We start from the raw sequence: 21,723 nt of genomic DNA, 5'->3' as shown, positions 1-21,723 counted from the left end.
AAATATGAGAAATAATCAATCGGGTTTTACGTTAATTGAGCTGGTTGTAGTGATTATTATCTTAGGTATTTTAGCGGTGACCGCTGCGCCTAAGTTTATCAATCTACAATCTGATGCGCGTGCATCCACTGTTACTGGTTTAGAAGCTGCTGTTAAAGGCGCCGATAGTTTGGTTTATTCTAAATCGCTTATCGCGGGTAATGAAAAACAAGCAAGTGGTGGCAATAATCCACCTTCAGTTGTGGTAGATTCAGTTCCAAACAGCGTATTGTTGAATTATGGTCACGCTATAGGGGCCTGGACTGGTAGCTTGGAGCACATGCTAGATATCAATGTGTCACTCGAATCAGCTGATGATGATAACACTGAGTGGGTATACGATACCGCAACTGGTATTGTTTACTTCTATCCACAAGGGGTGGTAAGCCCACTAGCAGGCACAGATCCTGGTACCTGCTATGTTAAATATGAAAATGCGTTAACGAGTGCCACAGCCGGTACGTTTGATATTTCAAGTGTTACTACCGGTTGCTAAGTAACCAAATGGAATAAATAAAAAGCCTGCTGATGCAGGCTTTTTTGTTAGCAAAATCCATCAACAAGTTGATGATTTGTAGCGAGTTACCGAGTTCTATATTAAGCTAGGTTTACTGGGTAATAAAAAGGAACGGATTATGGGCAACAAACAAGGCCAAGGTTTTACGCTTATTGAGTTGGTGGTAGCGATCATCATCTTAGGTATTTTAGCTGTTGTCGCCGCACCTAAGTTTATTAATCTACAAAGTGATGCAAGAGCCTCAACCCTCGATGGTGTCAAGGGCGCACTGCAAGCGGCGAACACTTTAGTGCTTTCCAAGGCGAGCATCCAAGGTCTTGAAACTGAGGGCAACCAAGATGTCGAACTGTCTTCGGGTGTTTTTATTGAACTTGACTATGGCTACATTAAAAGCTTTGGTGATGAACAAACAACCATAGATAACTTAGAGCTGGCAATGGACATGACGTTCGAGTTGCTAACCAGTAACGGAGTTCTAGCTACAGAGGACTGGGGGCTGCGCTCTACCGGAAATACCTTTACGATTGTGCCTAAAGGTAAAGCAGCTAATGGGGATTGCCGACTTGTTTACAATGAGGCCGAAGAGGATGCCGGCGTGATCACCCCGCCTAGTTATGAGGTACTCGAAACTGGCTGCTGATAGCGTCATAAATATCAAGCCGTCAAGAATGAGTTAGCCTTATGATATTTTGCATCGCTTAAGGCCCCAGTAATATAGGTTAAGCCATTATTTTACGTATAAAAACTTAACCGAGTTTGGCATACTAACAGCAAGCTCAATTGGGGGGAGCGCGTAGTCAACAGATCATGAAGCAGTCATTGCATACAGGCTTTACTTTAGTGGAGCTGGTGACCACCATTATTCTAATCGCAATTCTTGCGGTGACGGTATTACCGCGATTATTTACCACGTCAAATTACAGTGCGTTTACTCTGCGTGATGAGTTTATTGCTGAGCTGCGAAAAGTGCAGTTAATGGCGATGAACAATCAAGATCGTTGCTATCGTATTAATGTCGATGACAGCCAGTACCAAACTTTAGTATTGCAGTCTGATTGCGCCACCTCTGTTAGAAATCGTGATCCACAACCTTTGCACAACGGCGCAAGCTTGAAGCTTAGTGGTGCGACAAACTTTGCTTTACAGTTTACTACCAGTGGCACAATAACCGCTTGCGCGGGCGGTTGCAGTATCGATGTTGTGGCTGATGACAGTTTGACTTTGACGATCGAAAGTCAGGGGTACATTCATGGGCGTTAGCAAGCTTGAGCAATCAAATAACGGGTTTACGTTAGTTGAGCTCGTTGTAGGCATGGTGGTGATTGGTATCGCGATGGTGATGCTTACCAGTATGTTATTTCCTCAGGCTGAGCGAGCCAGTGAGACTTTACATCGAGTTCGCTCTGCTGAGTTAGCTCATTCGCTATTAAATGAGATTTGGGCCAAACGTTATGATGGCAATACTAATGCTAATGGTGGCGTGCCTGCCTGTGATGCCGTCGCAAACTTAGATTTAGGGATACCCGCAGGCTTACCTTGTACCGATGAAGTTGATTTTGGCGATGGCGGCGGCAGTATCGCAAGAAATGATTTTAACGATGTTGATGACTACCATGGTTTGAATCAAGCCAGCTTGATGCTTAACTCCACTGAAAGCTACGCTTCGCAATATCCAAACTATGAACTGGCGGTGTCAGTGACTTACCCATACGGTGATAAAAGCGCCAAACTGATCGCCATTGATGTCACAACGCCAAGCGGTGAGTTAATTCGTTTCAATGCTGTCAGGAGTAATTACTGATGGTGAGATTAACGCGTAGACCTCAACCATTTAAATTATCCAGTCAGGGTTTTACCTTGGTAGAAATGGTGACTGTGATTATCATTTTGGGGATATTGGTTATTGGAGTGAGTAGTTTCATTTTGTTGGGTACGCGTATTTTTGTCGACTCAACATCGGTTGACCAAGTGTTAAGTCAAAGCCGCTTCGCCATTGAGCGCATGACCCGCGAAATACGTAATGCGCTGCCACAAAGTATCCGGGTGGCAAGCAATGGGGCAAATTATCAATGTATCGAGTTTGTGCCTATCACGGCGAGTGCATCATACACCCAACTGCCAATATCACCTTTTACTGCCAGTGAAACAGCCAGTGTGATGCTGCCGCAAGTTCCTTTGTCATCTGCTGACCAAATGGTGGTGTATCCATTAAGCTCTGCTGATATTTATGAGGCCGATCCAAGCGCCGCAACTGGGCGAGTTTTTAATGTGAAGTCAATTGCTGCCAATACCATTACTTTTGACCAAGCAGTCCAGTTTGAAGAAGCATCGCCACAATCGCGGTATTTTATGATTGCTGATGCGGTGAGTTATTGTTTTGAAAGTGATGGTGCCATTCGCCGCTATCAAGGTTACAACAAATTTAATCAAGATCAGCCAGGCCCCGCAGTGATGGGAAATGGGGTGCTAATGGCGGAAAACGTGGTGAATAATATAAGCTCACAACCGCCGATTCATTTTACCAATGCCACTTTAAGAAATAATGCTGTGGTGCAACTGACGCCGCTGTTTAGCGTGAACTTACAAGAGTTCCAATATCAACATCAAGTGCAGGTGGTTAATGTCCCATAGCTATCAGCGTAGTCGATTATCTCGCTCTCAGGCGATGACTAAGGTTCATGGTCAGCGTGGTAGCGCCTTGGTCATTGGTATTTTTATTATTACCGTGATGTTTTTGATGTCGGCGACTTTAATTAATGTTGTCCGTGATGCCGATGAGCAGGTCAACCTGGAAGTGTGGGGAACGCGAGCGTTAGCGGCGGCTAACAGCGGTGCCGATTTTGCCCTGTCACAATTGTTGCCGATTGACGGCAGTACAGGCACTTGCGCGTTAAATCAAACCTGGACACCGCCTAACGAGATGGGTTTTGCCAATTGCAGCGTAACTTATAGCTGTGTAGTACAAAATTTTGATAGTCAAACTCAGTATCGCATCACCAGCCGTGCTTCTTGTGAGAGCAGCGGTTGTGCCAGTGGCGCAGAAGATTGCTTGCGAGTGAGCCGCGAAGTGGAGGTGCAGGCCCGTGAATAAGCCATTATTAGCCATCATAGCGCTGGTTTGTTTGTTGCCATTTTCGGTCATGGCTGTCCCTCAGTGTGACGAGATTTTTACCGACCCACCTAGCGGTAATCACTTTCCTAATGGCATGCAGCCACCCAGTGATATTGGCCCGTCATTGGGAAATTTAACCTGTCGTAAGCAAGGTCAGAATAGAATATGTACACCAGCCTATTATGATTTTACCCCTGGTGATTATAATTTTGCCGCTGGTACTTTTAGTCAAGGTAACTACATCAACACTGATGGTGCAAGTACGCGCCTGTATTTTGATAGTTTGACGTTAAACCAAGCTCGTTTGAACGAATTTGGGAATACCGAAGATTTGATTATCTACGTACGTGGTAGCTTAAGCGTGGCTGGTCAGAATTTTATTAACGGTATTGTATATGTGGCTGGCTCAGTGAGTTTGAGTGGCAATGCGTCCATAGATGGTGCGCTTGCATCGGGTGGAGCGTTAGATATATCGGGAAATGGTGATGTGGAATTTGACCCAGAAGCCATTGAAGATGCCGATTTTGGCGGCATGTGTGAAAACGGGCCTGAAGAGCCTTTATTACCGCCGGTGCCACTGCAATGCCCTGCTGAGCAAGATGGCATAGCCGGCGTGACTTATCGTACCTACGATGCAAACAATTGGAAGCCAGGTGTTACCGCGAGCCCTGAAGACCATGATGAATTCAATCAATTGATTGATACAGTGAAGAAAACCACTGAGCAACTTGGAGAGTCAATCGAGTCGAGCATTTCGGGTTACGGGCTAGATATTAATCCGCACAGTGACCAAGGTGACTTCTATTTGGGCATTTTTGAAGGTTATATCAATGTACCTGAATCTGGTGTCTATACTTTTGGTATTGATGGCGATGACGCTATTGAGCTGTTGATAGATGATCAGGTTGTGGTTGGGTTTTACGGCCTTCACTCAAGTTGTAACGCAGCCTGTGAAACAGGCACTATTGGCCTAGAGGCCGGAACCCATAAAGTAGAGATGCGCTTCCATGAAGCAACTGGCTACGAAGCCTATGATTTGTATTGGCAACTACCATCGTCATCTAGCTTGGTTAGAGTGCCGAGTAGCGCCTACCTGACTTGTCCGTTCCCTGAATTTGAGTTTGGTCGTGTGACCTTAGACGGCAGTGGCAACGCAACCATTGAGTTCGATAATCAATATGACACTGCTCCCGTTGTATTGCTGATGCCTACTATCAATGGCATCGATGGTTCCGATGCGCGTTTTGATGGCCCGTCTGATGTACGTATAAGCAGCTATGCTGCTAATCATGGCTCTGTGAGCATATTACAAGACAACCCGCCACGCAGCAGCACCAATGCCAAGGCCATGGTGGATATCGACTATTTTGTTATGGAGCCAGGGTATCGTTTTTTGAGCCGCGGCAGCGCCCTGCAAGCCGACAAAGTCGATACTATTGAGTATCAAGGCCGCAGATTGCCTGCTTCTGGTAGAGGCTACGAGGATGTCGAGTTTAATCATCAGTTTGGTAGCAAACCCACTGTAGTCGCACAAACATTATCCCGAAACAATAACCGTTTTATCACACCCGTGGTGAACAATGTTGACAGTGATGGCGACGAGTTTGATATCGCCATTGAAACTTCGGAAATCGCCGGCAATATTACCACCGCTGAGACCTTAGGTTATGTAGCCGGGTTGGGGCGTGGCACCATGACGGTTAATGGTGAAGCAGTGCTTTACGAATTTGCCATAGCGTTAAATCATGGTGATGGCAATAGGACTCGCAGGTTAGATCAGCAGTGCGATTTTAATAATAGTTATCAAAACAGTTATCCCGCTCAACCGTTAACCATCGCGAGTAAGATGGCACGCCGTGGGGGCGATGGTGGCTGGACACGTCGCTGTTTGAAAGATGATTTCAGCGGTACCCTTAGCTTTGTTATTGATGAAGACCAATACTCTGACAATGATAGAAATCATTTGGCTGAAGATATTGGTTATTTTGCCTTTGAGTATGCCCCAGAGCCGCCAGCGGTTAATCATTACCGCATTGAGTTTAGTTCTGGCGCACTAAGCTGCGCTGCTAAACCTATCACTATTCGCAGTTGCGCTAATGATGACTGCACGAGTTTGACTTCAGTGACCGCAAGCGTTGAACTGACTAAGAATGATACCTTTTATAGTACCGAGGTCTTTACTGGGCAAACCGTTCCAGCGGCAGATTTATGGCATGGTGATGGCGGTACGGTGAAGGTTGGTTTAGGGGCGACTTCGCCCAGTGGACCTTACCGTTGCTTTATTGATGGTGTTGAAGTTGCCAATATTGATCAATGTCTACTTACCTTTGACGATAACGGTTTTTATTTTGATGTGCCAAATACGCTAGCGGGCAAAACGACAGATGAATTTCAATTATTTGCAGTAGCTAAAGACACGCAAACTCAGCAGTGTGGCCCACTATTTAGTAGTGAAACTAAAACAGTCGATTTTAGCTTTGATTACCTTAATCCCAGCTCTGTAAACAACCCTGCTGCTTTGACATTAGCGAGTCTTAATAGTGTCGCCGTGTCTGAAAGCATTGATGGGGGCAGTTCAGCAAGCCTTGATGTTAGCTTTGACGCCAATGGCATTGCACGGTTACAGGCTACCTACCCAGAGGCGGGTCAGGTCAGTCTTGCTGCTTCTCATGTATTAGTGCTTGAAGATGGCGAATCGGTCTTATTAGAACATCAAGACAATTTTGTTGCCGCGCCGGCCGGTTTTCATTTTTATAATGCTACTAACAATGGTACCTGCAGCGCTGGCGATCCCTATGATGCGAGCTGCCAAATATTAGCTAAATCCGGTGAAGGTTTTACGATGCTGGTTAAAGCTGTTAAGTGGGAGTCAGAAGGCGATAATGATTTCTCTGACAATGTCGCGTTGCAAAATTTTGAACACTCGGCGATTGCAATTAACCCCCAAGTTCATCAACCCAGCAATGGTGCAAGTAGCTCTTTTGGCGTTACCAGTATCGACTTTGCTTTAGCCAGTGGTGAATCCGCTGAGCAAGTCCTGCAAACATGGAATGAAGTGGGTACGGTAACCGCGCAGCTCAGTAAAGATTTAGTTTACTTTGATATGACTATTGCTAAAGAAAATTACAGTAGTGAAATCTTTGGCCGTTTTACTCCTGCGTATTTAGCTATCAGTGCCAATACTCCCGAATTAGATGATGCTTGCGGCAGCTTTAGTTATATGGACCAGCCAATGAGCTATGCTGCCGGGGCACAGCCAAAGATTGAAGTTATTGGTCATGCGAAATCTGGGGCGATAACCAGTAATTATCAAAATGGTGATTGGTGGCGCTATATGGATAAAGACATTGCTGCGCAAAACCAATGGAGCGGGCGCAGTTATACCGATAAAAGTACTGTAGCGACTGTGGTCGATGGCGAAGCGCCGGGATTGTCAGGCAGTGTTTCCTACTTAACACTAACGGCAAACAGCGTCTACCTCGCCAGTGGTACCGTGAAGTATCAACGCGGTACCGCGCCTGTTGCACCTTTTGACGCATTGTTTGATTTAACCTTAGCCATTGAAGATGTCACCGACGCAGATGGCATTTGTTATAAAGCCGACTACGACGGGAGTTGTTTGAGTTATACCTTCACCAACATAGGCGAAGATAAAAACATTGGGCAACGATATGGTCGCCTAGTGCTGGACAATGGCTACGGTCCGCAATCAGAAAGCTTGCGTTTGCCTCTACGGACTGAATATGTTTCGGCAGTTGATGCTGTGTCTGGCAATCCGACTTGGATCACCAATACCGATGATAGTTGTTCGGTTTTCAATACGCTGGCATCAGTCGATGATTCGGAAATACCAGAGACTGGGTTATTTATGGACTACCCCAATGGGTTCCCAGAAATTGATGCTTTTGTTGAACCGAGTTTGCTTATCCAATCATCAACTATCAGCAATGGTGTCGGTAATATCTACTTTCAGGTACCTAATACCACTGGGGAAGTGCCATTGAAGCAACACGTTGCACCTTGGCTTAAATGGTACTGGAATTGGGATGGTGCTGGTTCTACCTTGTATGACCCTAGGGCCAGTGGATTTTGGGGTACCTACAGAGGCCATGATAAAGTGATTTTTTGGCGTGAAGTGCGCTAAAGAGTTCCGGCATGACAAACCAAGTGAATACTGACAGTTTGTTGGCGTATTTAGGTAAAACTTCTCGGTAACCTGTTTGTTTTTTGTTCTTTTTAGTTGGAATTAAAAAAAAATCGCTGGATTAGCAAATGTTAACCTCAAGACGCTTGTGGAATCAGGGTGGCATTGATAAAGTTACCTGATTTTTATTTTTCCGACTCCACTGAGACAGGCTGGTTACATGTTCAAAAAGCTGCGTGGCATTTTTTCTAACGATCTATCGATCGATTTGGGTACCGCTAACACTCTTATTTATGTTCGCGAGGAAGGCATCGTATTAAACGAGCCATCAGTTGTGGCTATTCGTGGCGAGCGCGGTAGTGGTGGACAAAAGTCTGTAGCAGCTGTTGGTACAGAAGCAAAACAAATGTTGGGGCGTACGCCGGGCAACATTCAAGCGATTCGCCCAATGAAGGACGGTGTTATCGCCGACTTCTATGTTACCGAAAAAATGTTGCAGCATTTTATTAAGCAAGTACACAACAATAGTGTATTTCGTCCAAGCCCTCGGGTTCTGGTTTGTGTACCTGTTGGCGCCACTCAAGTTGAACGCCGTGCAATCCGCGAATCTGCCATGGGCGCTGGTGCCCGTGAGGTCTATCTCATTGAAGAGCCGATGGCTGCTGCAATAGGTGCGGGTTTGCCGGTTTCTGAAGCAACAGGTTCAATGGTGGTTGATATTGGTGGTGGTACCACTGAAGTCGCTATCATTTCACTTAATGGCGTGGTGTATTCATCGTCAGTGCGCATTGGTGGTGATAAGTTTGATGAAGCCATTATCAACTACGTACGTCGTAACTACGGTAGCTTAGTGGGCGAAGCCACAGCCGAGCGTATTAAGCATAGTATCGGTACCGCCTACCCAGGTGATGAAGTGTTGGAAATTGAAGTACGCGGTCGTAACCTTGCAGAAGGTGTACCTCGTAGCTTCACCCTAAATAGCAATGAAATCTTAGAGGCATTGCAAGAGGCCCTTTCAGGTATTGTTAGTGCAGTGATGGTCGCGTTAGAGCAGTCGCCACCAGAACTTGCATCGGATATCTCTGAGCGCGGTATGGTATTAACTGGCGGTGGCGCGTTGTTGCGCGATCTTGACCGACTGTTGATGCAAGAAACTGGGATTCCAGTTATGGTTGCTGACGACCCGTTAACGTGCGTTGCACGTGGCGGTGGTAAAGCACTAGAAATGATTGATATGCACGGCGGCGATCTATTCTCCGACGAAAATTAATTTTGTTTAGCAGGCAGCGTTGAGCTGGCAGCCCCTTGATATTAAACACCAACTAAGTATGTTATGTTTATGTATCAATCAGGGTTGTCAATTCAAGCTGCCTTAAGTGTTTTATGAAGCCCATTTTTGCTCGTGGTATCTCAAACCAATTTCGCCTGACCTTAGCGATTCTACTGTCGGTACTTCTACTGCTGACCAATGATAAATTAGAGCCCGCCAGAAAGTCTGTTTCCTCGCTCCTTAGTCCACTACAATTTGTTGCCAACATTCCCGGTGCCATGCTCGATTGGTCTGCTGAAAGCTTCGCCACCCGCGATATGTTAGCTAAGCAAAATCAAGCACTGTTAAACCAACAGTTGCTAATGAGTGAACGTTTGCAGCGATTTGAGCACCTGCGCCAAGAGAACGACCGGTTGCGGGCGTTGCTTGGTTCCCCTGTGCATATGGATGCCAAGAAAGTCGTTGCCGAAGTGATGGAGGTGGCCAGTGATCCATATCGGCATTATGTGGTGCTTAACCATGGTGAGCGCAATGGCGTATTTGTTGGTCAGCCCGTTGTTGACGCCCAAGGTGTTGTTGGTCAAGTCGTTGAAGTGAGCGCCTTGACCAGCCGCGTGTTGCTGCTATCCGATCCTGCCCATGCCATTCCTGTGCGTGTGACCCGTAACGACGTGCGGATGATTGCCAATGGTACAGGTGTGCTTGATGAATTAGAGCTACGGCACGTTGCCAAAAGTACCGATATTCGCGTAGGAGATTTATTGGTGTCTTCGGGTTTAGGTAATCGTTTTCCTGAGGGCTATCCCGTCGCAAGAGTCATGAATGTAGTCAAAGATGATGGTCAAAACTATGCCACTGTCTCGGCTCAGCCATTGGCTGCCTTAGATCGCATTCGATATCTACTGCTGCTTTGGCCTGATGTGCAAGAGGAAGCGCGAGAAGCAGAACTTGACTCCGCTGAAATGGTAACCGATTCAACGCCGGAGGCTAGCCAGTGAGCATGCATATTCCTAATGGCCGTTGGGTCGTCTGGCTGAGCTTTTTAGTGGCAATGCTATTTCAAATTATGCCTTTGCCAGACCTTGTTGAAGGCTTTAGACCTGACTGGTTGCTGCTAGTCACAATCTATTGGGCTATGGCATTACCCCATAGGTACAACATCTTAACTGCCTGGATACTTGGATTACTGCTTGATATTTTGCTCGGCGCCCATCTTGGTATTCGCTCATTAGCGATGGCTTTGGTGATTTACGTTGTCGTGCTTCATTTTCAGCGTTTACGTAATTTCCCTATGTGGCAACAATCCTTGATGGTGGCTTGTATTGTTAGTTTGTACCATTTAATTGTGTTTTGGGTGCAGTTTGTTGTCGACAGCGCTACGTTTGATGCTTCTCTTTTTTGGCCCGCGATTTCTAGCTTGTTTATCTGGTGGTGGGTATTTTGGATTTTACGCCGTGTCAGGCGTTTGTATAAGGTACGCTAAGTATGTCATTGGTATTAGCATCCGCGTCGCCTAGGCGGCGTGAACTGTTGCAGCAGTTGAGCTTTCTGAATCAGGATTTTAGTTTTACATCTTTAGCAGCTGATATTGATGAAACCATACAACCCGGCGAGGGCGCAGCAGCATTTGTTGCTCGATTAGCTCAAGAAAAGGCACTCGCGGGCTATGAGTTAACGGCGCAAGAATCAGCGGTGGTAATTGGCTCTGATACCATTGTGGTATTGGCAGAAGAGGTGTTAGGTAAACCCAAAGACAGTGAAGATGCGAAACGTATGTTAGCGTCGTTGTCGGGTAATCAGCATCAGGTAATGACAGCTGTCGCGGTGACCGATGGTAAGCAAACGCAACATGTTGTGGTGACAACCTTGGTGACCTTTAGTCAATTAAGTTCTGCAGACATAGCAGCTTATGTCGCGACTAAAGAGCCAATGGATAAAGCCGGCGCCTATGGTATTCAAGGGTTAGGTGGAAGTTTTGTCGCCCGCATTGAAGGCAGTTATTCTGCGGTCGTTGGGCTGCCATTGGTTGAGACTCGGCAACTATTAGCTGAATTTGCCATTTTGTAACGCCGAGCCATATCGCTAAGGCTTGCGATATGATCAGGTGTTGGGCGCTGCTTTGTGCGGTGATGTGTTTAATCTTTTTGCAAGTGAGTGAAGATCATGAGCCAGTTTATAAAAAATAAAGTCCAGAAGAAAATCGGTTCAGAGCTGCTCATTAACGTGACACCTACCGAGGCGAGAGTCGCGTTGGTAGAGCATGGCGTATTGCAAGAAGTGCATATTGAACGCCGCATGAAACGCGGTATTGTGGGTAATATCTATAAAGGCAAAGTCAGCCGTGTCTTACCGGGGATGCAGGCGGCATTTGTTGATATCGGCCTAGATAAAGCGGCTTTCTTACATGCTTCAGATATCGTGCCGCATACTGAATGTGTGGCGGATGTAGAGAAAGGCAATTTTGTGGTGCGCGATATTGCTGAGCTAGTGCGCCAAGGCCAAGATATTATGGTGCAAGTGGTTAAGGATCCGCTGGGCACCAAAGGCGCACGCTTAACGACTGATATTACCTTACCGTCACGCTACTTAGTGTTTATGCCAGGCTCTAGCCATGTTGGGGTGTCACAGCGAATTGAGTCGGAAGAAATTCGAGCGCGTTTAAAAGGGTTAACTGAGCCTTTTGTCGACGAAGATGGTGGCTTTATTATTCGTACCGCCGCTGAAAGCGCCGGTGAACAAGAGTTAGTGCAAGATGCGGCATTTTTACGTCGTGTCTGGGCGAAAGTCAGTGAGCGCCGTAAACGTCCTGGAGTGGCGCTGTTATATCAAGATTTGGCCTTGCCAGTGCGCATAGTGCGTGACTTTGTCGGCACTGAACTCGATCAAATACAGGTTGATTCAGGGCAAACCTATGAGGAGCTCGTGCAGTTCTCTCAAGAATTTATGCCTGAAATCGCTGAAAAGATTGAACATTACTCAGGTCCTGTTCCTATTTTCGATCTTTATGATGTTGAAAATGAAGTTCAGCGGGCATTAGGGCGCAAAGTTGAGCTCAAATCTGGTGGTTATTTGATTATCGACCAGACTGAAGCAATGACAACAGTCGACATTAATACTGGCGCATTTGTGGGTCATCGCAATCTTGAAGAAACCATCTTTAATACCAACCTTGAAGCGACTCAAGCCATTGCCCGTCAGTTACGGCTACGTAATTTAGGCGGCATCATCATTATTGATTTTATTGATATGATTGATGAGGAACATAAGCGCCGGGTATTAACTAGCTTAGAAGCAGCATTATCTACCGATAGGGTGAAAACCAATATCAGTGGGTTTTCTGGCCTAGGGTTAGTTGAGATGACTCGTAAGCGCACCCGTGAAAGCTTAGAGCATGTGTTATGTGGCGAGTGCCCTTCATGTTTAGGTACGGGGAGTCTGAAGACGGTAGAAACAGTTTCTTATGAGATCTTCCGTGAAGTGATTCGCCTTAATCGTGCCTATGATGCCGATGAGTTTTTAGTCTACTGCTCGCCAGCCGTGCACCACAGTTTAACGGGTGAAGAGAGCCATTTAGTGGCAGAGCTAGGTGTGTATATTGGCAAACGAGTCCGATTACAAAACGAACCTATGTATGCTCAAAATCGTTTTGATGTGGTAATAATGTAGTGCCATTGAATTTTTGTCCAAAAAAGTTTGGCCGACTTTGTTGGCAAACCTTAGCAATTATCCTCGTCCTGTTTGCTCTGGTCGTTAGCCTTATCCGTGGCTTGCTGCCTAAGCTTGATGATGTGCGCTATGAGGTCATTAGTTATATTGAGCAGCAATACCAAATAGAGATTCAGTTAGACAAATTAGCGGCGGAATGGCAGGCCTACGGCCCGGCATTAACCATGAAGCGCATGGTGATTCCTTATCAAGAGCGAATACCGGTTACGGCAGTCATTGACAATGTGCATATTAAGCTCGATTTTTGGCAAACACTGCTCACCACTCAACCGCAAATTGAGACGGTGATTTTTGATGGCGTGCATGTTGCTTTAGACATAGACCAGCTTAACTCTAGTTCCAGCCCCCAATCTTCGCGGACTAATAGCGATAGCCAGCCAAGTACTAATATTGACTGGCTTTACGCCTTGCTGCTTGAGCAGTTAGATCGGTTCGCGATATCAGATGCCAGTTTACAACTGCTGAGCGAACATCATGACTTTCGACCTATTCATATTAGAAACTTGCGCTGGCTAAATAGCGATGGCCGTCATCAAGGTCGCGGCGAAGTATATTTGGACAAAGAAGCTGTGAGTGTTGAGCAGCTATCTTTAGACATTGATATCGTGGGTAGTGGTTACCAACCCGATAGCTTAACGGGTCAGGTTTACTTGGCGGCAAACTCTTTAGATCTAGGAGAGTGGGCATCACGTCAAACCGACCCTTATGATAATCAGCGTACTCTTGCGCTCGAAGGTGTGGTTAATTTAGAAGCTTGGTTAACGTTAGCTGGCCGCCACATAGATTCGGCAATGGTCGCGTTTCAACCCAGTTGGTTACAGTGGCACCTAAATGAGCAGCCACAGAGATTTGAAGTTCAAGCCGGTAGTGTTCATTACTTACCAGATGAAAGTGGCTGGCAAATTCGCAGTAAAGATTTAGCTTTTTCGACCAATAATGAAGCTTGGCCGGATCTCGATTTTAGCCTAAGTCATAGCGATTTCGGTAATGACTTTGTGCTCAATAAACTTAACTTGAACGGTTTATTGCCGCTCTTGCCATTGGTGCCATCCATGCCCTTAGCGGGCCTAGAGTCATGGCAAATCGCTGCCCCAACAGGTCAGCTACAGCAAATCCATATTCAGCACAGGCCCAATAGTCCTTTAGCATTAAGCTTGAATGCGAAAGCCTTGAGTTGGAACCATTTTGGTTCGGTGCCGGGTCTTGAAATGTTTGATGTTAATGTCACAACCAACACTGAACGTTTGATTGTTGATCTGCCCGAGCAAGAGTTACAGCTTGATTTTGGCGATGGCTTTATCGCGCCGCTAGTGTTCGACAGTCAGGCGACAACACTCGAATATGATATCGACGACCAATCGTTAATCGCACCAAACTTACATTTAGAGAACAATGACATTAAGTTCGCGATTGCCGCCAAATTGGATTTACAAGACAGTGCCTACCTTAACTTGCTCGCCGACGTCAGTATCAAAAATGCTGCCAATGCTGGACGTTATTACCCGCTAAAAGGGATGAGCGACGCGCTAGTTGGTTATCTTAATGGCGCCCTAATTGCTGGCTATACTGATGATGCAAAAGTCATTTGGCGTGGCGCATTCAGTGAATTTCCTTATAGTCAGCAGCAAGGTATCTTTCAAGCGGGCTTTACATTGCAACAGGCGGAGTTTAAGTTCCAGCCGCAGTGGCCTGCTGTAACAGGGTTAACTTTGGATGCGCTATTTGAAAATGCTGCAATGGATTTGTGGGTCAAGCAGGGGCAACTGATGGACGTGTCAGCCGCAGGGACTTATGTGGGCATTCCCTTGATGAACCATGAATCCATGTTAGCAGTGAAAGCCGACCTGTCCACCTCAGGAGAGGCCGCCACTCAAGTCTTGTTGCAATCGCCCCTAAAGGATAATGTTGGTGCCACATTACAAGTCGTACAAATTCAAGGTGATATTGAAGGCGAACTCGATTTAAGTATTCCGCTGTATGACGGGGCGGATGAGCTGATTAAAGGCAGCGTAAATTTCGACAATACGCCTGTTTATATCAGTGAGCCCGGTGTGCAATTAAATGCTGTCACTGGTCGAGTGGATTTTGTCAATGAAGTGGTGACGGGCGAGAAGATTTCAGCATTACTGTACGATCAACCGGTTAGCCTGACTTTTGATACTGAAAGGGTCAATAAAAACTATGGATTAAACCTGGACCTGAATGGTGCATGGCAGGTGGACAAGCTGCCTAAAGTGCTTGCCAACCCATTGAGCCCCTATTACCAGGGGGAGTTTGACTTTGACGGGGCAATGACGCTGATTTTTGACCAAACCGGCTACCGAATTCAAGCCCAAGTCAGTAGTGACTTAGTGGGGACTGAATTACGTTTACCTGGTGAATTTTATAAGTCAGTGGAGACTCCCAGAAAGTTGACCGCTGAGCTCATTGGTGACAACAAACAATCATCGTTAGGGATCCGCCTTAGCGATCAGATGGAATTTTGGGGTGGCTTTGATGAAGTCTCAGGCAATCACTTGTCCCATTTCGATATCTTACTTGGTCGGCCCTTCAAGCCAGGCGATCAACTCAGTCGCGATAAAGGCCGGCTACAACTCGATCTTAAACAGGCCAACTTTGATGCCTGGCTGCCAATTATCAATGCTTTTACTACCCAAAGCAGCAACATCCCCAACGCGGCCGTGGATGACTTACTTAGCCATGAGTTGATGCGCGAACGCCGATCATTCTTCCCGCCATTATTGGCCATTGATGCAGAAATCGGTCAGCTAGATTTGATGGGACAGCCATTTACCCACTTGGTATTCAATGCCACCCCAACAGTCAATGCGTGGCGTTTTGATGGCCAGGCTGATGAGTTTGAAGGGCGAATTGATTTCTATCCTGATTGGAATACTCAGGGACTAAAGATTGTAGCTAAACGCTTTGACGTGGCTCCGGTAACTAAAACAGCTGAAAATCGTGTCTATGAGCATAATACTGTGATGCAAAACATGCCGCCGTTAGCCGCTGATGTTGATGAGTTTTCTATGTATGGCAAGCCGCTGGGTCACTTAGTTTTGCAGGGTACGCCTGAAGGAGAGAATTACCGTATTCAAACCTTATCTATCACTACCGATGACAGTCAATTAAGGGGTGATGGGACGTGGACACTGGCCGACGGCCAGAACCGAACTGAGTTTAATTTAGCTCTAACAGCAGACAAATTTGATGTACTGTCAGAACGTTTAGGCATCGACCCTGGTTTGAAAGAAGCGCCGGTTGATGTCCAAGCAACCTTAGGCTGGCAAGGTGCACCATATGCTTTCTCGCTGCCCACATTAGATGGCCAAATCGTGTTTGATTTAGGTAAGGGGCATTTGTCAGAAGTGAGCGATAAAGGCGCCCGAATATTTTCGCTGTTTAGTCTAGATTCTTTGCTGAGACGCTTGTCGTTAGACTTTTCAGATGTATTTGGCAAAGGCCTTTATTTTAATGACTTTTCCGGTACCTTAGATATTGATAAAGGGGTGATTAAGACCACTGATACTCAAATGAATGCCGTTGCCGGCACCATGCGCGTGCGCGGTTATACTGATCTGATGACCGAATCACTCAATTATGACATTCGATTTGCGCCTCAGTTGGGCTCCAGTGTGCCGACGGTGGTCTTGCTCAGTACCGGTGGTTGGACACTTGGCTTAGGGGCGTTTGCCTTGACTAAGGTATTAGAACCAGTGATTGAAGTGATCTCAGAAATTCGCTTCCGTTTAACGGGCACTATGTCAGAACCTAAGCTTGAAGAACTTGAGCGTAAGAGCAAAGAAATTGAGATCCCTGAGTCTGTATTACCGCGGGAGCCAAGCAGCAGTGCCGAGCCTGCGGCTGAGGTGGGTGAGCAAACCACGACCCAGTTAGCCGATGAGCAAGCAGCAGGCATTGAACAACCTGCCTCAGGGGTTGAGTTACCTCAGCAACAAATAGAGGCTATGCCACAGTTTGATGATAAGGTGGTGCCTATAGTACCTAAAACAACAGAGCCAGAGCTTGAAAAACCCGAGCCGGCGGTTTCTGCGGAGCAGCAAGATGAAAGTCAGTCTACTTCAGTGCCAAAGCAGTCGCGACGTCAGCAGCAACTTGGCGTTTATCAAGTCGCAGCTTGAGCTGTTAACGGTAGATAGCCGGTCACACTTAGTGGTGTTACCTGAGTGTGCATTGTTATTTGGTGGTCATGAACGTCATCAGCTAGTCATTGCCGCAGAGCATGATGCCAGTGAATTACAGCAGGCGCTTGCAGCATTGGCAAAGGAATTTTCGGTGACCATGGTCGCGGGTACGATTCCCATTACAGCCGATGATGGACGCCTGTATAGTCGCAGTTATCTGTTTGGACCCCAAGGCGACACATTAGGGCATTATGACAAAATGCATCTATTTGATGTCGATGTGGCCGATGGCACCCGGCAGTATCGCGAAAGTGACACCTTCTGTCCGGGTGATCGTATCAGTGTGATAGATACGCCGTTTGGTAAAGTGGGCATTGCCATCTGTTATGATTTACGCTTTGCCGAACTATTTAGAGCCATGGCGCTGGCAGGCGCGGATATTATTGCTTTACCTGCGGCATTTACTAAAGTGACTGGCGCCGCACATTGGCAAGTGTTATTGCAAGCTCGTGCAATTGAAAATCAGTGCTTCATTGCTGCCGCTGCGCAATGGGGTCAACACAATGAAGGCTCAAGAGAAACCTGGGGGCAATCTATGTTGGTTGATCCTTGGGGAACGATATTGGCCGAGAAAGCCCAAGGGACTGGCTGGGTATCAGCTGATGTTGATTTAAGTGCCAATGTCGAATTAAAACAGAAAATGCCGGTGCAAGGTCATAACCGATTTGTTGCTCCACAACTATTAGATAGCGATGCGAATGCATAGTTTGCTTGCCTAAGTGCAACAACGAAAAGAGAGAGATTGAATGCCATTTTTAAATCAAGTAGAGCAAAGCCTACTGCAAGACGGCTTAAGTATTGAGCAGTTACCTGATTACTTAAAGCGTATCCATCAGCACCAAGTTGATTTTTCAGACCTGTATTTTCAAGGCAGCAGACACGAATCTTGGATGTTGGAAGACGGCATTGTTAAAGAGGGCAGCTTTCATATTGAGCGTGGTGTTGGTGTGCGCGCTATTAGTGGCGAAAAGACAGGTTTTGCTTATGCCGATGAAATTAGTCCAGCATCGTTGTTAGCCTCGGTTGAAGCCGCAAGAGGTATTGCTAATCTTGGTAGCGATAAGCAAGTTCAAGCCTTCAAACGTACAGCACAACACAGTTTATATAGCAGTGCCGATCCTATCGCCGCGATGGAAGAAGTGCGTAAAATCGCGTTATTACAACAAGCATATGCTTATGTTCAATCTTTAGATGAGCGCATTATCCAAGTGGTGATTAGCTTATCTGGTGTACATGAAGAGATTTTAGTGGTTGCCAGTGATGGCACGCTTGCGGCTGATATTCGTCCATTGGTGCGTTTTAACTGCTCGGTAGTGCTTGAGCATAATGGAAAGCGTGAACGCGGCGCAGCCGGTGGCGGCGGACGCCACGGTTACGAAGTGTTTTTTGAAGATGACGAGTTTAATCTTCCTAGCTGCTTTGCCTTTGCTAGAGAAGCCGTTCGTCAGGCCTCAGTTAATCTAACTGCAATTGATGCCCCTGCCGGTGAAATGCCGGTGGTGCTCGGTGCGGGCTGGCCAGGTGTATTGCTGCATGAAGCGGTAGGCCATGGTTTAGAGGGTGACTTCAACCGTAAAGGCAGTAGTGCCTTTAGTGGTAAAGTTGGCCAACAAGTGGCCTCACCATTAGTGACCGTTGTTGATGACGGTACTATGGCTAATCGTCGCGGCTCTTTGAGTATTGATGACGAGGGTGTACAAACTCAAAAGACTGTATTGATAGAAGACGGTATCCTCAAGGGCTACATGCAAGATAAATTGAATGCACGTCTGATGGGTGAGCAGTCAACAGGTAACGGCCGCCGTGAATCATATGCGCATTTGCCGATGCCAAGGATGACCAATACCTACATGGAAGCTGGGGAGTCTGATCCTGCCGAGATGATCAAGTCAGTAGAAAAGGGCATTTACGCCCCTAATTTTGGCGGTGGTCAGGTTGATATTACCTCAGGTAAATTTGTATTTTCTGCGTCAGAGGCTTACTTGATCGAAAAGGGCGAAATTACCCAAGCGATTAAAGGTGCGACCTTAATTGGTAATGGTCCAGAAGCGATGGGGCAGATTTCAATGGTCGGTAATGATCTAGCATTAGATAAAGGTGTCGGTGTGTGTGGTAAGGATGGCCAAAGCGTGCCTGTTGGCGTGGGTCAGCCAAGCTTGAAGTTGGATAGTTTGACGGTTGGTGGTACTGCTTAGGCATTAAAACTATGTAACTTCAATCAATTATACCGATTAGTATTGCACAGACGACATGCCATATGTGGTCTGTGAATATCACTTCGCACGTCGTGTGAATAGTGATACCATGCCCAAAAGGAATTAGAGTAAAGGCTCTAGAGGTGCTAATGAAGTATACAAGGTGGATAATTTGGCCATTGTTGGCCTTTAGTGTTTCTAGTGTTCAAGCAAAAGACTACCCTTTTGCGGCGGCTTGGCAGCAGCTGTTACAAGTCAGTGATAAGCTGCAAGCGAGCGTGCAAGAGGTGCATCGGGCGGAAGCTGAAAAGCGCGCAGCTGATGACCTTAACATGCCCTCCTTAAGTCTTAATGGCAGCTACACTCGGCTTGAAAAGCCCCTCGAATTGGATTTGCGCGACCTTAACCCCATTGCTTCGTTAGATCCCAGTGCCTTACCGTCAGCCCTTGGTGGTGCCATAGGTGCCATTCCAGGATCGCTATTTATTACCCCGTTTACCGAACAAGATGTGTTTCGCTCAAGCTTGCAAGCTATGTGGCCAATTTATACCGGCGGTAAGATCACTGCGGCGCAGGGCATAAAAGCCGCTCATGTCGCTGAAAAAGAGCATGAGCACGAGTTGTCGGCACGGGATTTGTTTGTCCAGCTAGTGGATCGCTATTATGCCGTGGCTGTCAGTCAGGCCTTGGTCGATACCCGTGGCCAACTAGTCGACTCGCTCACAAAGCATGCTTCTCATGCTGAAATACTCGAGCAGCAAGGCCAAATAGCAAAAGTTGAACGTTTGAATGCACAAGTGGCATTAGAGAATGCCAAAGTCGATTACACCAGCGCGACACGCCAGCTCGAGATGGCCCAAATTGCCTTGGCTAAAATGCTGCACGAACGTGATGTTGCCACCCAGTCACAACTGTTTATGTTAGCTAATCCACCGGCAATCTCACAGCTTACATCGTTAACTCTATCTCAGCATCCGGCATTAAAATTACTGGAGGCCAAAGAGGCGCAAGCACAAGGGTTAGTCACCTTAGAGCAAGGTCAATATTACCCCACCGTGTTTTTGTACGGTAACTATACCCTATACGAAGATGACAGCTTATTTGCCAAGATGGAGCCGGATTGGATGGTGGGGGTCGGTGTCAAAGTGCCACTACTTAGCCGTGATGGCCGCAGTGGCAAAGTAGAGGCCGCTAAAAGCGCGTTGCTACAGGCCCGCTATACCAAGGCGCAAACTCAGCAAGATTTAAGCTTGTTGGTTGAACAAAGCTATCGTCAGTTGTTGCAGGCGCAAGAAGAAGTGAATTCCCTACAACTATCGATGGAACTGGCGACTGAGAACAAACGGTTGCGGGATATTGCCTTTAGCCAAGGCTTGTCGACGTCGATAGAAAAGGTTGATGCTGAACTTAAGTTAAGCGCGGTCCGTATGCAAGAGTTAGCCGCGCAGTATCGTTATATACAGGCTTATGCCAGATTGATGGCCGTCAGTGGTCAACTCGATGAGTTTATAGGTCGAGCCAGTCTTACACAGGAGAAAAGTTAATGCGCATAAATCGAATACTTGCCATTGGCGCATTGGGATTGTTAGTGATCATTTTAGCCTATGGTATGTGGCTCGCTCAGGCGCCTAAAGCGCAACGGCTGCAGGGGCAAATTGAAGCGCGAGAATATAACATCTCCTCAAAGGTGCCGGGACGAGTGGAGCAGGTCATGGTGAGGCGCGGTGACCAAGTGTCTGCTGGCGATCTACTTTTTGCTATTAACAGCCCCGAGCTTAATGCAAAGCTGATGCAAGCGCAGGGCGGCCGCGATGCCGCGCAGGCAATGATGCAAGAAGCGGATAATGGCGCGCGTAAACAGCAAGTTATGGCTTCTAAAGAGCAGTGGCTAAAAGCTCAGGCGGCGGCGACTTTAGCTAAAACCACTTATCAACGGGTTGAAGCACTATTTAATGAAGGGGTGTTGGCTCGTCAAAAGCGTGATGAAGCGTATACGCAGTGGCAAGCTGCCCAATATACCGAGCAAGCCGCTTACGCGATGTACCAGATGACAGAAGAAGGTGCTCGAGAAGAGACCAAAGCCGCAGCGGCAGGTAATGCCCTGATGGCGGAAGGTGCAGTCAATGAGGTGAGTGCAATTTTAGCCGATAGTCAGATGCGAGCCCCAATGTCTGGTGAAGTCAGTGAAGTGCTGTTGCAAAGAGGAGAATTGGCACCGAGTGGTTTTCCTGTGGTGAGTATCATCGATATGCAAGATGCATGGGCGGTGTTCCATGTGCGCGAAGATCAACTTAAAGATTTCAAGCTAGGTCAGCAAGTGGAGCTCACTATTCCCGCCTTAGGTGAGCAAGTGATGTTTGAAGTGGCCCATATTAGTGTCATGGGGCAATTTGCCACTTGGCGCTCAACTGAAAGTGGCCATGATTTTGATATGCGTACTTTTGAGATGGAGTTGCGCCCAAGCCAACCCATTGCTGGGCTCAGAGTGGGTATGTCAGCCATGTTAGCCTTGTAG

17 protein-coding genes are annotated in these 21,723 nt (G+C 46.9%); all 17 read left to right on the top strand.

The window, feature by feature from the left end; all coding sequences use genetic code 11:
- The first annotated feature begins 4 nt into the window (after nucleotides 1-4).
- The 17 genes from L865_RS0121175 (at nucleotide 5) to L865_RS0121095 (ending at nucleotide 21,723) form a co-directional block, all read left to right on the top strand.
- Nucleotides 5-535, top strand: coding sequence for a type II secretion system protein (locus tag L865_RS0121175; RefSeq protein WP_037471728.1), 531 nt, complete (start codon nucleotides 5-7; stop codon nucleotides 533-535).
- Nucleotides 536-674: 139 nt separating this feature from the next.
- Complete coding sequence (locus L865_RS26050; RefSeq protein ID WP_037471725.1) at nucleotides 675-1,196, top strand: type II secretion system protein; 522 nt, start codon at nucleotides 675-677, stop codon at nucleotides 1,194-1,196.
- A 167-nt stretch (nucleotides 1,197-1,363) separates the two neighbouring features.
- Nucleotides 1,364-1,816 carry a type II secretion system protein gene (locus tag L865_RS0121165; protein WP_037471722.1) on the top strand — a complete coding sequence of 151 codons (453 nt, stop codon included), beginning with the start codon at nucleotides 1,364-1,366 and terminating at the stop codon, nucleotides 1,814-1,816.
- Nucleotides 1,806-2,357, top strand: coding sequence for a prepilin-type N-terminal cleavage/methylation domain-containing protein (locus tag L865_RS0121160; protein WP_028775050.1), 552 nt, complete (start codon nucleotides 1,806-1,808; stop codon nucleotides 2,355-2,357). The genes L865_RS0121165 and L865_RS0121160 overlap by 11 nt, the downstream gene beginning before the upstream one ends.
- Nucleotides 2,357-3,187 carry a prepilin-type N-terminal cleavage/methylation domain-containing protein gene (locus L865_RS0121155; RefSeq protein WP_028775049.1) on the top strand — a complete coding sequence of 277 codons (831 nt, stop codon included), beginning with the start codon at nucleotides 2,357-2,359 and terminating at the stop codon, nucleotides 3,185-3,187. Before L865_RS0121160 ends, L865_RS0121155 begins: the two co-directional genes overlap by 1 nt.
- Nucleotides 3,177-3,647: a hypothetical protein gene (locus L865_RS0121150; RefSeq protein ID WP_037471719.1), complete on the top strand. Its 471-nt coding sequence runs from the start codon at nucleotides 3,177-3,179 to the stop codon at nucleotides 3,645-3,647. The genes L865_RS0121155 and L865_RS0121150 overlap by 11 nt, the downstream gene beginning before the upstream one ends.
- Nucleotides 3,640-7,812 (top strand): DUF6701 domain-containing protein, encoded by a 4,173-nt coding sequence (locus L865_RS24690; protein ID WP_051484728.1) that lies wholly within the window; start codon nucleotides 3,640-3,642, stop codon nucleotides 7,810-7,812. The genes L865_RS0121150 and L865_RS24690 overlap by 8 nt, the downstream gene beginning before the upstream one ends.
- Nucleotides 7,813-8,032: 220 nt before the next feature.
- Nucleotides 8,033-9,082, top strand: coding sequence for a rod shape-determining protein (locus L865_RS0121140; RefSeq protein ID WP_028775047.1), 1,050 nt, complete (start codon nucleotides 8,033-8,035; stop codon nucleotides 9,080-9,082).
- Between the two features lie 113 nt (nucleotides 9,083-9,195).
- Nucleotides 9,196-10,080 carry a rod shape-determining protein MreC gene (gene mreC, locus L865_RS0121135; protein ID WP_028775046.1) on the top strand — a complete coding sequence of 295 codons (885 nt, stop codon included), beginning with the start codon at nucleotides 9,196-9,198 and terminating at the stop codon, nucleotides 10,078-10,080.
- A complete protein-coding gene (gene mreD, locus L865_RS0121130) occupies nucleotides 10,077-10,565 on the top strand; it encodes a rod shape-determining protein MreD (protein ID WP_028775045.1) in 489 nt (162 codons plus the stop codon). Before mreC ends, mreD begins: the two co-directional genes overlap by 4 nt.
- Nucleotides 10,566-10,567: 2 nt before the next feature.
- Complete coding sequence (locus L865_RS0121125; protein WP_028775044.1) at nucleotides 10,568-11,149, top strand: Maf family protein; 582 nt, start codon at nucleotides 10,568-10,570, stop codon at nucleotides 11,147-11,149.
- A gap of 96 nt (nucleotides 11,150-11,245) precedes the next feature.
- A complete protein-coding gene (rng, locus tag L865_RS0121120) occupies nucleotides 11,246-12,748 on the top strand; it encodes a ribonuclease G (RefSeq protein ID WP_037471716.1) in 1,503 nt (500 codons plus the stop codon).
- The gene (locus L865_RS0121115; RefSeq protein ID WP_028775042.1) at nucleotides 12,748-16,950 is read left to right on the top strand and encodes a YhdP family protein; all 4,203 of its coding nucleotides are present in this window, start codon (nucleotides 12,748-12,750) and stop codon (nucleotides 16,948-16,950) included. Before rng ends, L865_RS0121115 begins: the two co-directional genes overlap by 1 nt.
- On the top strand, nucleotides 16,874-17,719 hold the full coding sequence (locus L865_RS0121110; RefSeq protein ID WP_028775041.1) for a carbon-nitrogen hydrolase family protein: 846 nt from the start codon (nucleotides 16,874-16,876) through the stop codon (nucleotides 17,717-17,719). The genes L865_RS0121115 and L865_RS0121110 overlap by 77 nt, the downstream gene beginning before the upstream one ends.
- Nucleotides 17,720-17,759: 40 nt before the next feature.
- Nucleotides 17,760-19,208 carry a metalloprotease TldD gene (tldD, locus tag L865_RS0121105; RefSeq protein WP_028775040.1) on the top strand — a complete coding sequence of 483 codons (1,449 nt, stop codon included), beginning with the start codon at nucleotides 17,760-17,762 and terminating at the stop codon, nucleotides 19,206-19,208.
- Nucleotides 19,209-19,357: 149 nt separating this feature from the next.
- Nucleotides 19,358-20,752 (top strand): TolC family protein, encoded by a 1,395-nt coding sequence (locus tag L865_RS0121100; protein WP_028775039.1) that lies wholly within the window; start codon nucleotides 19,358-19,360, stop codon nucleotides 20,750-20,752.
- Nucleotides 20,752-21,723, top strand: a complete 972-nt coding sequence (locus L865_RS0121095) for an HlyD family secretion protein (protein WP_028775038.1) — start codon at nucleotides 20,752-20,754, stop codon at nucleotides 21,721-21,723. Before L865_RS0121100 ends, L865_RS0121095 begins: the two co-directional genes overlap by 1 nt.

The sequence above is a fragment of the Shewanella waksmanii ATCC BAA-643 genome (assembly GCF_000518805.1).
Taxonomy (GTDB): Bacteria; Pseudomonadota; Gammaproteobacteria; order Enterobacterales; family Shewanellaceae; genus Shewanella; species Shewanella waksmanii.
This window is presented reverse-complemented; position numbering and strand designations above follow the sequence as displayed.